We start from the raw sequence: 10,624 nt of genomic DNA, 5'->3' as shown, positions 1-10,624 counted from the left end.
TCAGCCCTGGTAGCCGGCGATGATCTGGCGGGCGAGGGTCGTGATCGGCGTGGAGGTCGAGCGCGAGCGGGCGCGCAGGATCTCGAAGGCGCGGTCGACGGTGGTGCGCTGCGAGTAGGCGATGATGCCCTTCGCCTGCTCGATCAGGACGCGGCTGTCGAGGGCGCGCTGCAGCTGCTCCTGCGTGATCGTGCTCTCGCGGAGCGCCCGCTGGTGCAGGATGCCGATCGTCGCGACGTCGGCGAAGGCCTGCACGACGGCGACGTCGTCGGGGTCGAGGGTCCCGGCCGCCGCCTGGAACAGGTTGAGCGAGCCGATCGTGGTGCCGCGCGAGCGCATCGGCACGCAGTGCGCGGCCCGGACGCCGAGATCGCTCGAGCGGGTCCGGAAATCGGCCCAGCGGTCGGCGACGGCGAGGGCGTCGGGGACGATGACGGAGCGACCCGTCTCGTAGCACTCGACGCACGGGCCGTCGGTCTCGAGCTGCAGCAGCTCGATCAGGCGGGTGTCCTCGTCGGTGGAGGCGAGCACCTCGAGGGTCCCCTCGGGGCTGGCGAGGACGAGCCCGGCGGAGACCGAGTCGAAGAGGGTCGCGCTGCTGTCCACGAGCGTCTGGGCGAAGTCGACGATGTCGTAGTCGTCGACCAGGGAGTCGGAGAGGGCCACGAACGTCGAGATGACGCTGCGCTCCCGGGAGTTGTTCACCATGAGCCGTCCTGAGCGGTGAGCGGTCGGTCGGGGAATCCGTCGCGGCGGGTGACGATGTCCCGCGCCACCTCGACGAGCGGGCGGTGCTGGGTGAAGGCGTGCGCGCGCAGGAGCACGAGCGCGTCGTCCGAGTCGAGGCCGTAGCGGGCGATGATCATGCCGGTCGCCTGGTGGACGACCCGCCGCGAGCCGGGGTTGCTGCTCTCGTCGTCCGCGTCGTCGTGCAGCACCGCGGCGAGCACCCGGAGCGAGGTGGCGGGCGACTGCGCGCTGATCTCGGAGAGGACGGCGTCGTCGAGGGTGACGGGCACGCGGGTGTAGAGGTCGACGGCGCCGATGGAGATTCCGGCGAAGGTGAGCGGGAACGCGAACACGGAGCGCACGTCGAGGGCGTCGACCGCCTCGGCGAAGAGCGGCCAGCGCGATTCGCTGTCGAGGTCGACCAGGGAGACCGGGACGCCCGCGGCGATCGCGTCCCAGCACGGGCCCTGCCCGAGGTCGAGCTGGATCTCGTCGAGGCGGGCGGCCGTCGGGTCGCTCGCGGCGATCGTCTCGCCGCCGAACGTGCGGCCGAGCGTGGAGATCGCGACGCCGTCGATCGGGTACCCGCGCAGATACGGGTCGCAGAGGACGGCGGAATCGGGCATCGATGTCACCCTAGCCGTCGGTGCGCCGGGACGCGCGGCTCCCGAGCGGCACGGCGGCGGGCGGGTCGGGTCGGTCGGGCGGTCCGGGCGCTCCGGGTGCGGGCAGGTCGGGCGCTCCGGGTGCGGGTGAGGCGGCGGACCGGGAACGGGCGGATCCGCCGGGTCGGGCGGGTGGGACGCGGGGCCGCGTCCAGGCTCGCCAGCTGGGCGATGACCCGGCGGGCGAGACCGGGGTGGATGCCGCCCGGCTGCTCGAGGGCGGTGATCAGGTCCGCGACGGCGGGGGAGGGGCTCATCCGGGGGGCCTTCGTCGGCGGGTCGGCGCGAGCGGGTCAGACGGCGGATGCGCCGACGACGTAGGCCCGGCGGACGTCGTCGAGCGTGGCGCGGCGGAGGTCCTCGCCGGGGTGGCCGATGCGGTGCACGTCGTAGCCGTCGCCGACCGGGGTCACGAAGCCGAGGAAGGCGAGCGGGTTGTCGGCGGGCTCGGCGCCGTTGCGGACGCGCCAGCCCTCCGCGCCGATCGGGTCGAGGACGACGTCCTCCGGGCGGGTCGGGGACAGGGTGCTCGGGCGGGACGGGGACAGGGTGTGCGACATGGCGGCTCCTCTCGTCGTGTCCCCCGAGTCAACGACGGGAGCAGGCGGGTGTCAGGAGCGTTGACACATCGCCGCCGGACCCGTAGGGCGCTCAGGCGGCGTCGGAGGCCGCGTCCTCCTCGGCGTCGTTGGTGAGGATGGTGAGCGAGCTGAACGGCGTGATCAGGATGAGCGCGGAGTTCGCGCGGCCCTCGCCGTGATTGACGGTGAGCCACTGCGGGGTGCTCGAGGTGAGGGCGGCCTCCACATCGGCCTGGAACTGCTCGGCCGTGCGGTTGCTGACGGTGTAGGGCGCTCCGTTGTAGAGGATGTCGAGCCTTCGCATCAGTGGTTCTCCCGGTCGATCGTGCGGACGTGCTCGGTGTCGGGCTCGGTGACGACGTAGAGGCCGCCGGCCGAGTTGGCGAGGTCGGTGAGCGCCGCGATCCAGGCCGGGTTGATGCGCGGCATCCGCCCGCCGAAGTACTTGTAGCGCAGGCCGACCGCCGGGTGCAGCCAGATCGCGCTGCGGCCGTCGCCCATGCTGTGGTCGTCGCGCCAGCTGAGCAGGAACGACTCGTTGCGGCGGAGCTTGGCGGTGACGACGATCTGCAGGTGCGCGAGCACTCGGTCCTCGAAGTCGATCTCGACGGATCCGTCGTAGAAGAGCTTTCCCATCGGCTTCTCCAGCCTTCATCACGGCCGGCACGCGCCCACCTGACTGACACCTTTCTCCACATCCGGGGCGGTGACAAGTGCGACGGATCCTCGGCTGCCGGGCAGGACGGCCCCGATCTGTCAACCTCCTCGCCAGTCGGGAGGAGCCCGATCGAGCATGAGGACATGAAGCACATCCTCTTCGCCGACAAGACGATCCTGCTCGGGGACGACGCCGCGGACGCCCTGGTCGCGTACGCGGTCGCGCTCGCCTCGAACAGCACCGCCGACCGCGTGGAGTACACGGGGATCGGCTCCGACGGCGCGACGATCCACGTGTCGTTCCTGCTCAACGCGGGGGCGTCGCTCGTCGCGGAGACCACGCCGTCCGAGCTCCCCGAGCCGGACAACCGCGAGGAGGTGGAGCGGATCCGCGCGCGCACCGAGGCGCTCGTGGGGTCGCATCCCGTGCAGCCCGGCGACGGGGATCTGACCTCGGACTTCGACGTCGAGAACCGCCTGGAGTACTGAGCGGTTCCGAGTACTGAGCAGTTCCTGTCGGCGTCCTGCGCCGTCGCCCGCGAGAAGGAAGGAAGCGAGATGGTCTGCGAGTTCCCCGTGTGGGTGCACATGGCCCGGAAGACCCCGGTGCGAGCGGCCGTGCGCGGGCGGGTCTACGAGATCGGCACTCCCGAGCACCCGGACGGCGAGGTGCTGCTGACGGTGTGGACCGGCGGGCAGCCGGTGGGGCACGTGCTGGCGACGCAGCCGCCGGTGTTCCGCCGGATCGGCCTGCGGGTGGAGCCGGAGCCGGAGCCCGTGAGCGGGATCCCGGAGCTGCTCGAGTGCGCGGCTCAGCTGCGCCGGGCGGCAGCGCCTGCTTCGGCGGCCGCGGCAGAGGCCCGGCGATGACGCAGCGGGAGCGGATCCGCGTCGGCGTGAGGTTCCGCGCCGCGGCGGGTCCGGATCAGGACGAGTGGACGGTCACCGCGGTGCGGGGCGAGCGGATCACGGCGCAGTCGGGCGACGGCCGCGAGCACGACGTCGCGCGCCGGTTCGCCGAGGAGCGCCTGGCCGAGACGGTCCGCGCATCGGGAGCCTTCGACAACGACCCCTGAGCCGCATCCCTGGTGGCCGCGCGCCGCGAGATGCCACTTGTGAGCGCGACACGCCGCTGAATGCGCGCACAAGTGGCATCTCGCGGGGTGTCAGGGGCGTGCGATTCAGCATGCAGTGGGCGACCCGGTCGGTCAGCTCTGCGAGATGCCACTTGTGCGCGCGACACGCCGGGGGATGCGTGCACAAGTGGCATCTCGCGGGGGAGAGCGGCGTCAGTGCCAGAGGACGACGCGGCGGCCGGCGATGTCGGCGACGACGGCCGGGGTGTCGTAGAGGGCCTCGAGGTGCTCGGCCGTGAGGACCTCGGCGGTCGGGCCGTGGTGGGCGATCCGCCCGTCGCGGACGGCGACGATCCGATCGGCGAACTGCGCGGCGACGTTGATGTCGTGCAGGACCACGACGATCGTCGTCCCGCGCTCGTCCGCGAGCCGGCGCAGCAGGCGCATCAGCACGACGCCGTGGCGCGGGTCGAGGTTGTTGAGCGGTTCGTCGAGGAGGAGGTGGTCGGTGTCCTGCGCGAGCGCCATCGCGACGAAGGCGCGCTGGCGCTGACCGCCGGACAGCTCGTCGAGGAACCGGCCGCGGACGGCCGACAGATCGAGGGCGGCGAGGGCGGCGTCGACGTGGGCACGGTCCTCGGGCGAGGTGCCCCGCCCGCCGTGCGGGAAGCGGCCGTAGGCGACGAGGTCCTCGACGCTCAGGCGGAGGGCGACGTGGTTGTCCTGGCGGAGGATCGCCAGGCGGCGGGCGATGTCGCGCGAGCGGGTGGTCGCGACGTCGAGTCCGTCGACGGTGACGCCGCCGGACGCCGGGGCGATCAGGCGGCCGATGGTCGCGAGGAGGGTCGACTTGCCCGAGCCGTTCGGGCCGATGATCGCGGTCAGGCCGGCGTCGAGGGCGAGCGTGACGTCGTCGACGGCCACGAGCCTCCCGTGCCGGGTGGTGACGGCGGTGGTGCGGATCATGTCAGCGAGCCCTTCCGGTGAGCACGAGGAGGAGGAAGAGGACGCCGCCGGCGAACTCGATGACGACCGGCAGCTCCGTGCCGAAGCCGAGCACGCGGTCCAGCACCAGCTGGCCGCCGACGAGGGCGACGACTCCGGCCGCCACCGCCGCGGGGATGCTGCGCAGGTGCCGGTGCCCGACCACGGTGTAGGCGACGTTGGCGACGATCAGGCCGAAGAAGGCGACCGGGCCGACGAGCGCGGTGGAGGCGGCGACCATCACCGCGACGGCGACGATCACGTGCATCACGGTGCGCCGGTGCTCGACGCCGAGCGAGACGGCGGTCGCCTCGCCGAGCGCGAGCACGTCGAGCGAGCGGCGGATCGGCCAGAGGGACGCGATCGCGGCGGCGACCAGCACCCCGGTCGGCAGGAGGAGCTCGCGGTCGACGGAGGTGAAGCTCGCGAAGGTCAGGTTCTGCACGACGGCGAAGGTGTCCGGGTCGAGCAGACGCTGCAGGAACCCGGTCACCGAGCGCAGCAGGACGCCCAGCACGAGCCCGGCGAGCACGATCACGTGCAGATCGAGCCGGCGGCGGACGAAGAGCCAGGAGTAGAGGGCGACGACGACCCCGACCATCAGCACCAGCTCGGCCAGCCAGGAGGCGAGCGGCGGCGCCGTCACCAGCAGCGTCGGCCCGATCGTGAACGCCGTCACCACCTGCATCAGCAGGAAGACCGCGTCGAAGCCCATGATGCCCGGGGTGAGGATGCGGTTCGCGGTGACGGTCTGGAAGAGGACGGTCGCGACTCCGATCGCCGCGGCCGCGATCACCATGCCGAGCACGGTGCGGGTGCGCAGGCCGAGCGCGTACTCCCAGCGGCCGGGCAGATCGGTGAGGAGGTAGAGGACGACGACCGCGAGCGCGGCGGCGGCCAGGAGCGCGAGGCGCGGGCCGGGGCGGCCGAGGGCCGAGCGCGCGCCGAGGGCGGAGCGGGGGCCGAGGGCGGAGCGGGGGCCGAGGGCGCGCCGGCGGGCGAGGACGCCCGCGCTCATGCTGCGGTCCTCCTGCGGGCGGGGCCGATCAGCAGCCGGAGGAAGACGAGGCCGCCGACGATCCCCATCACCAGCGAGATCGGCAGCTCGAACGGGAACCGGACCGTCCGGGCGAGGAGGTCGCAGAGCAGCACCAGCGCGGCTCCGAGCAGGGCGACGAGCGGCACCGAGCGCCGCATCGCGTCGCCGACGAGGCGGCTGACGAGGTTCGGCACGATCAGGCCGAGGAAGGGCAGCGCGCCGGTGACCACGGTCATGACCCCGGTGACCGCGGCGATGATGACGACTCCGGTGACGAGGACGGCGCGGGTGTCGAGGCCGAGGCCGCGGGCCGCGTCCTCGCCGAGCGCGGCGACGGTGAAGCGATCGGCCGCGATCCACGCGACGGCGGCGGCGGCCGCGGCGACGTAGAGCATCTCGTAGCGCCCGCGGAGGATGCCGGAGAAGTCGCCGATGCCCCAGTCGAGGAGCTCCTGCTGCGTGTCGGTGCGGTAGGCGAGGAACGTGGTGGCGGCTCCGATCACGCCGGAGTAGAGGAGGCCGACGACGGGCACGAGCACGCTGGAGCGCGACGGGATGCGGCGGGCGAGCGCCAGGAAGCCGAGCACGCCGACGAGGGCGCCGGCGGAGGCGAGCGCGGCCGTCGCGCCCAGCGGCAGCGCGGGGGCGAGCAGGAGCACCGCGAGCAGGGCGAGGGTGGCGGCGTCGGTCGCGCCGGTGGTGCCGGGCTCGACGAGGCGGTTGCGGGTGAGCAGCTGGAGGATCAGGCCGGTGACGGCGAACGCGGAGCCGGCCAGGATCAGGGCGAGGGTGCGGGGGAGGCGGCTCTCGACGAGGACGAACGCGTCGAGATCGGCGACCCCGAGGAGCAGCGAGAGCGCGGCGAGGACGGCGACGAGCGCCGTCCCCGCGACGATCAGCGCGCGGACGGGAGGGCGGACCACGCGGGGAGCACTCAGCTCTGCATCGCGTCGTGCACGCTCTCGAGCACGTTCTGCACGGCGGTGAGGCCGTTGATCACGATGTAGAGCTCGCTCGCGGGCAGCTGGACGATGCGGTCGTTCTGCGCGGCCGGGGTCTGCGCGACGAGCGCGTTGTCGAGCGTCGCCTCGGCGGTGCTGCCGGCGCCGGTGGCCGCGCCGCGGTCGAAGGCGAAGATCCACTCGGGGGCGGCGGTGAGCAGGAACTCGTTCGTGACGGTGTCGCCGTGCGGGGAGCCCTCGGCGCCGGGGAGCTCGGCGGCGGCGACCGCGGGGGTGAAGCCGAGGTCGTCGAAGAAGTAGCCGAAGCGGGAGCCCTCGCCGAAGGCGCCGTACTCGCCACCGGAGACGGAGAGGACGAGGGCGGTGCCGTCGGCCCGGTCCTGGATGGTCGCGGCGAGCTGCTCGGTCGCTGCGGCGGCCTCGGCGACCTCGTCCTCCCGGTCGAAGAGCTCGCCGAGCTGGGTCGCGCGCTCGAGGGCGGCGGCGGGGTCGAAGGTGCCGGCGTAGCTGCCGGTGAGGTCGATCGTGGTGGCGATCTCGGACAGCTCGTCGTACTGGCCGGTGCTGCGCGCGGCGGTGACGATGAGATCGGGGTCGAGCTCGGCGACGGCCTCGAAGTCGGGCTCGAAGAGGGTGCCGACCTTGGGCAGGTCGGCGTAGTCGGCGAGGTACTCGGGCAGGGCGACGTCGGGGATCGCGACGACCGCGTCGCCGGCGCCGATGGTGTGCAGGGTGTCGAGCGTGGCGATGTCGAAGGTGACGACGGCGGAGGGGGAGGCGGGCACCTCGACGGACGTGCGGGCGACGGCGGTGTCCTCCTGGTAGGACTGCTCGCCGTCCTCGTCGACCAGCGTCAGCGTGGGCTTCGCGTTCTCGACGACGATCGTGGCGGCGGCGACGTCGCTCGGGGCGGCTCCGGAGGCGCCGGCGGAGCAGCCGGCGAGGGCGAGGGAGGCGGTCGCGAGACCGGCGGCGAGCAGGGGCAGGCGAGGGCGTCGTGTGTGCTGCATGAGGGTAGGCTAGCCTAACTCTCAGTAAGGGTGGCCTCACTCAGTCCGGGTGGATCTCGATACGCCCTCTGCGAGGGCTACTCGATCAGCATGCACGGGGTGACCCGCCCGGTCGGCTCCGCGAGATGCCACTTGTGTACGCGACACGCCGGGAGATCAGTGCACAAGTGGCATCTCGCGGGGTGGCAAGGGGGATCTCGATACGCCCTCTGCGAGGGCTACTCGATCAGCATGCAGCGGGTGAGGGCCAGGTGGGCGAGGGTCTCGGCGTGGAGGCCGAGGAGGGCGTCGTCGAAGACGGCGGACTCGGAGTGCATCGAGGGGGCGCCCTCGGCCGGCGTGCCGGGCGGGCGGGTGCCGAGGAAGAGGAGGGTGCCGGGGATCTCGTCGAGGACGTAGGCGAAGTCCTCCGAGGCCATCGACGGTGCGGGGAGGCGGAGCACGCGGTCGGCGCCGTGCCGCTCGGTGAGCGCGGCGATGACGCGCTCCGTCTCGGCCGGGTCGTTGTGGGTGACCGGGTAGGAGTCGATGAACTCCGTCTCGACGCCGCAGCCGTGCGCGGCGGCGACGCCGGTCGCGAGCTCGCCGAGCGAGGAGCGGACGAGGGCGAAGGTCTCGCGCGAGAGCGTGCGGATGTTGAGCCTCAGGTCGACCCGCGCGGCCAGGACGTTGGGCGCGGTCGCGTCGCTGGAGATGCCGACCACCGAGACGACGGCCGGGTCGGTGGCGGGCACGCGGCGGGCGACGAAGGTCTGCAGGGCCTGCACCAGGGCAGCGGCCGCCGGGATCGGGTCGACGGCGAGGTGCGGGAACGCCGCGTGCCCGCCGGTGCCGGTCACGGTGATCCGCATGCCGCTGGCGCTCGCCATCATCGGGCCGGAGCGGGTGACGAAGAGGCCGGAGTCGGTCGAGCAGTCGACGTGCATCGCGTAGGCGGCGACGGGGCGCTCGCCCGCGGCGTCGAGCACGCCCTCCTCGATCATCAGGCGGCCGCCGGCGAAGCCCTCCTCGCCGGGCTGGAGCATCAGCACGACCGTGCCGGCCAGCTCGTCGCGCTGGGCGGCGAGCAGGCGGGCCGCGCCGACGAGCCCGGCCATGTGCAGGTCGTGGCCGCAGGCGTGCATGGCGCCGTTGGTCGCGGCGAAGGGCAGGCCGGTCGCCTCGACGACGGGCAGCGCGTCCATGTCGGCGCGCAGCAGCACGACCGGTCCGGGCCGTCCGCCGCGCAGGACCGCGGTGATCGAGCCGAGGCCGTCGCCGGTGCTGATCTCGAGGCCGAGCGGCGCCAGCTCCTCGAGCAGCAGCGCCTGGGTGCGCGGCAGCGCGAGCCCGATCTCGGGGTCGGCGTGCAGGCGGCGGCGCAGGCGGACCAGGTCGTCGTGCAGCCCGGGGATCACGGCGCCTCTCCGGCGTGGACGCGGCGCATCCGCTCGGCGAGGGCGGGGTTGCGGTACGGGCCGGGGGCGTCGAGGGCGGCGGTCACGCGGTCGACGACCTCGGCCGGCTTGTCCTGGCTCATCTTCTCCTTCGCCTCGAGGCGGGTCACCCGGAGCCGGAAGCCGACCGTGCCGTGCACGATCCGCTCGGCGTAGGCCGCGTTCTCGGCGCTGATCCGCAGCCGGAACGGCTCGGGCAGCTCGTCCTCGAAGTGGTCGACGAGCCGCTCGAGGACGGCGAGGTTCTCCTCGTCGCTGAGCAGCTCGGGCACGCCCCAGACGTGCACGGCCGCGAAGTTCCAGGTCGGCACCGCCCGCGCCACCCCGTACCAGCTGGGCGAGACGTAGCCGTGCGGGCCCTGGAAGACGACGGCCAGCTCGGACTCGCCGAGCCGGTGCGCGCGCTCGTCCGGCCGGCCGACGTGGCTGACCAGGACGATCCCGCCGTCGTCCGCGCCGGGCTGCGGCTCCTCGAGCAGGAAGGGGTAGTGCGAGACGACGACGCCGTCCGCGGTGGCGCTGACCATCGTCGCCCAGGGCGTCGCGCGGATCAGCGCGCGGATCTCGGCGGGGTCGGTCATCGCGTAGTCGGCGTTCTCACGCATGGACGGTCCTCTCGGCGCGGGCGGCGGTGCGTGCCAGTATCGCGGCGAACTCGGGCCAGAGCTCGACGGGGACGTCGTGGCCCATCTCCTCGTAGAGGTGCAGCTCGGCCTGGGGCAGGATCCGCGCGGTCTCGAGCGCGGCGCTCCAGTGCAGGCTCTGATCGCCGCGGCCGTGGATGATCGCGACGGGGACGGTGACCCGCGCCATCGCCTCGCGCCGCTCGAGCGGGCCGCGCAGCAGCGCGTTCCACTGCCGGACGAGCCCGGTGGGCGTGTAGGCGCGGTCGTAGTAGCGGGCGCCGAGGGCGGCGCTCGCCGTCTCGTCGAAGGGGAAGCCGGGCGACCGGTAGTGCCGCTGGCCGCCGACGAACATCGCGATGTAGGCGTCGCGGTCGAGCGCCTCGGGGACCTCGGTGATCGGCTCGCCGCTGTGCTCGCCGACCAGGAACTCGGGCGCCGAGCTGAGCGAGGTCGACATCAGGCCGAGCGAGGCGACCCTCTCGGGGTGCAGGATCGCGACGAGCTGGGCGAGGTAGCCGCCCATCGACATGCCGGTGAGGTGCGCGCGCTGGATGCCGAGGGCGTCGAGCACCGCGACGACGTCGAGCGCCATGTCGGCGAGGTCGTAGCCGGCCGCGGTGTCCTCCGGGCCGCCGGTCGCCTGGCTCAGGCCGACGTCGCGGTTGTCGGTGCGGACGACGAAGAAGCCGTGCTCGGCGAGCAGCTCGCAGAAGCGGTCGTCCCAGCCGATCAGCTGGGCGCCGCCGCCGTGCAGCAGGACGAGCGGGCGGCCGGCGGGGTCGCCCGTCGTCTCGTAGTGCACGGCGACGCCGGCCGGGGTGGTGATCAGGGGCATGGCGGGGTCCTGTCGGGGGAGGTG

General features: G+C 73.4%; 16 protein-coding genes. 3 read left to right on the top strand and 13 right to left on the bottom strand.

The window, feature by feature from the left end:
- The 6 genes from HQQ82_RS10420 to HQQ82_RS10395 all read right to left on the bottom strand — a co-directional run bounded on the left by HQQ82_RS10420 (position 1) and on the right by HQQ82_RS10395 (position 2,611).
- The gene (locus HQQ82_RS10420) at positions 1–708 is read right to left on the bottom strand and encodes a GAF and ANTAR domain-containing protein (protein WP_216848444.1); all 708 of its coding nucleotides are present in this window, start codon (positions 706–708) and stop codon (positions 1–3) included.
- Positions 702–1,355, bottom strand: a complete 654-nt coding sequence (locus HQQ82_RS10415) for a GAF and ANTAR domain-containing protein (RefSeq protein ID WP_173232929.1) — start codon at positions 1,353–1,355, stop codon at positions 702–704. The genes HQQ82_RS10420 and HQQ82_RS10415 overlap by 7 nt, the downstream gene beginning before the upstream one ends.
- A 5-nt stretch (positions 1,356–1,360) precedes the next feature.
- Positions 1,361–1,651, bottom strand: coding sequence for a hypothetical protein (locus HQQ82_RS10410; protein WP_173232928.1), 291 nt, complete (start codon positions 1,649–1,651; stop codon positions 1,361–1,363).
- Between the two features lie 36 nt (positions 1,652–1,687).
- Entirely contained in the window at positions 1,688–1,954 is a 267-nt protein-coding gene (locus HQQ82_RS10405; protein ID WP_173232927.1) for a hypothetical protein, read from the bottom strand.
- 91 nt (positions 1,955–2,045) lie between these two features.
- Positions 2,046–2,279 carry a hypothetical protein gene (locus HQQ82_RS10400; protein WP_173232926.1) on the bottom strand — a complete coding sequence of 78 codons (234 nt, stop codon included), beginning with the start codon at positions 2,277–2,279 and terminating at the stop codon, positions 2,046–2,048.
- Positions 2,279–2,611, bottom strand: coding sequence for an ATP-dependent DNA ligase (locus HQQ82_RS10395; protein WP_173232925.1), 333 nt, complete (start codon positions 2,609–2,611; stop codon positions 2,279–2,281). Before HQQ82_RS10395 ends, HQQ82_RS10400 begins: the two co-directional genes overlap by 1 nt.
- 165 nt (positions 2,612–2,776) lie before the next feature.
- Between HQQ82_RS10395 and HQQ82_RS10390 the strand changes: the two genes are divergently transcribed.
- From HQQ82_RS10390 to HQQ82_RS10380, 3 genes are all read left to right on the top strand, one after another.
- Positions 2,777–3,121: a hypothetical protein gene (locus HQQ82_RS10390; protein ID WP_173232924.1), complete on the top strand. Its 345-nt coding sequence runs from the start codon at positions 2,777–2,779 to the stop codon at positions 3,119–3,121.
- A 69-nt stretch (positions 3,122–3,190) separates the two neighbouring features.
- Positions 3,191–3,502: a hypothetical protein gene (locus HQQ82_RS10385; protein ID WP_173232923.1), complete on the top strand. Its 312-nt coding sequence runs from the start codon at positions 3,191–3,193 to the stop codon at positions 3,500–3,502.
- Entirely contained in the window at positions 3,499–3,708 is a 210-nt protein-coding gene (locus tag HQQ82_RS10380; RefSeq protein ID WP_173232922.1) for a hypothetical protein, read from the top strand. Before HQQ82_RS10385 ends, HQQ82_RS10380 begins: the two co-directional genes overlap by 4 nt.
- 213 nt (positions 3,709–3,921) lie before the next feature.
- On the opposite strand, the gene HQQ82_RS10375 is transcribed toward HQQ82_RS10380, so the two are convergent.
- From HQQ82_RS10375 to HQQ82_RS10345, 7 genes are all read right to left on the bottom strand, one after another.
- On the bottom strand, positions 3,922–4,674 hold the full coding sequence (locus tag HQQ82_RS10375) for an ABC transporter ATP-binding protein (RefSeq protein ID WP_173232921.1): 753 nt from the start codon (positions 4,672–4,674) through the stop codon (positions 3,922–3,924).
- Between the two features lies 1 nt (position 4,675).
- Positions 4,676–5,710 (bottom strand): iron chelate uptake ABC transporter family permease subunit, encoded by a 1,035-nt coding sequence (locus tag HQQ82_RS10370; protein ID WP_173232920.1) that lies wholly within the window; start codon positions 5,708–5,710, stop codon positions 4,676–4,678.
- Positions 5,707–6,654, bottom strand: coding sequence for an iron chelate uptake ABC transporter family permease subunit (locus HQQ82_RS10365; protein WP_367947907.1), 948 nt, complete (start codon positions 6,652–6,654; stop codon positions 5,707–5,709). Before HQQ82_RS10365 ends, HQQ82_RS10370 begins: the two co-directional genes overlap by 4 nt.
- 11 nt (positions 6,655–6,665) lie before the next feature.
- Positions 6,666–7,703 carry a siderophore ABC transporter substrate-binding protein gene (locus tag HQQ82_RS10360; RefSeq protein WP_173232919.1) on the bottom strand — a complete coding sequence of 346 codons (1,038 nt, stop codon included), beginning with the start codon at positions 7,701–7,703 and terminating at the stop codon, positions 6,666–6,668.
- Positions 7,704–7,921: 218 nt separating this feature from the next.
- Positions 7,922–9,100, bottom strand: coding sequence for a M20 family metallopeptidase (locus tag HQQ82_RS10355; protein WP_367947906.1), 1,179 nt, complete (start codon positions 9,098–9,100; stop codon positions 7,922–7,924).
- Entirely contained in the window at positions 9,097–9,744 is a 648-nt protein-coding gene (locus HQQ82_RS10350) for an FMN-binding negative transcriptional regulator (protein WP_173232918.1), read from the bottom strand. Before HQQ82_RS10350 ends, HQQ82_RS10355 begins: the two co-directional genes overlap by 4 nt.
- A complete protein-coding gene (locus tag HQQ82_RS10345; protein ID WP_173232917.1) occupies positions 9,737–10,600 on the bottom strand; it encodes an alpha/beta fold hydrolase in 864 nt (287 codons plus the stop codon). Before HQQ82_RS10345 ends, HQQ82_RS10350 begins: the two co-directional genes overlap by 8 nt.
- Positions 10,601–10,624: the final 24 nt, after the last annotated feature.

The organism is Rathayibacter sp. VKM Ac-2856, assembly GCF_013205055.1.
Classification (GTDB): Bacteria; Actinomycetota; Actinomycetes; order Actinomycetales; family Microbacteriaceae; genus Rathayibacter.
The sequence above is the reverse complement of the archived record's forward strand: the minus strand, read 5'-3'. Positions and strand labels throughout refer to the sequence as shown.

Bases quoted from the DNA above. Each gene is read 5' to 3' on its own strand.
- HQQ82_RS10370 (WP_173232920.1), bottom strand. From the start codon at position 5,710: ATGAGCGCGGGCGTCCTCGCCCGCCGGCGCGCCCTCGGCCCCCGCTCC.
- HQQ82_RS10380 (WP_173232922.1), top strand. From the start codon at position 3,499: ATGACGCAGCGGGAGCGGATCCGCGTCGGCGTGAGGTTCCGCGCCGCG.
- HQQ82_RS10375 (WP_173232921.1), bottom strand. From the start codon at position 4,674: ATGATCCGCACCACCGCCGTCACCACCCGGCACGGGAGGCTCGTGGCC.
- HQQ82_RS10410 (WP_173232928.1), bottom strand. From the start codon at position 1,651: ATGAGCCCCTCCCCCGCCGTCGCGGACCTGATCACCGCCCTCGAGCAG.
- HQQ82_RS10415 (WP_173232929.1), bottom strand. From the start codon at position 1,355: ATGCCCGATTCCGCCGTCCTCTGCGACCCGTATCTGCGCGGGTACCCG.
- HQQ82_RS10405 (WP_173232927.1), bottom strand. From the start codon at position 1,954: ATGTCGCACACCCTGTCCCCGTCCCGCCCGAGCACCCTGTCCCCGACC.
- HQQ82_RS10345 (WP_173232917.1), bottom strand. From the start codon at position 10,600: ATGCCCCTGATCACCACCCCGGCCGGCGTCGCCGTGCACTACGAGACG.
- HQQ82_RS10395 (WP_173232925.1), bottom strand. From the start codon at position 2,611: ATGGGAAAGCTCTTCTACGACGGATCCGTCGAGATCGACTTCGAGGAC.
- HQQ82_RS10385 (WP_173232923.1), top strand. From the start codon at position 3,191: ATGGTCTGCGAGTTCCCCGTGTGGGTGCACATGGCCCGGAAGACCCCG.
- HQQ82_RS10360 (WP_173232919.1), bottom strand. From the start codon at position 7,703: ATGCAGCACACACGACGCCCTCGCCTGCCCCTGCTCGCCGCCGGTCTC.
- HQQ82_RS10400 (WP_173232926.1), bottom strand. From the start codon at position 2,279: ATGCGAAGGCTCGACATCCTCTACAACGGAGCGCCCTACACCGTCAGC.
- HQQ82_RS10390 (WP_173232924.1), top strand. From the start codon at position 2,777: ATGAAGCACATCCTCTTCGCCGACAAGACGATCCTGCTCGGGGACGAC.
- HQQ82_RS10420 (WP_216848444.1), bottom strand. From the start codon at position 708: ATGGTGAACAACTCCCGGGAGCGCAGCGTCATCTCGACGTTCGTGGCC.
- HQQ82_RS10350 (WP_173232918.1), bottom strand. From the start codon at position 9,744: ATGCGTGAGAACGCCGACTACGCGATGACCGACCCCGCCGAGATCCGC.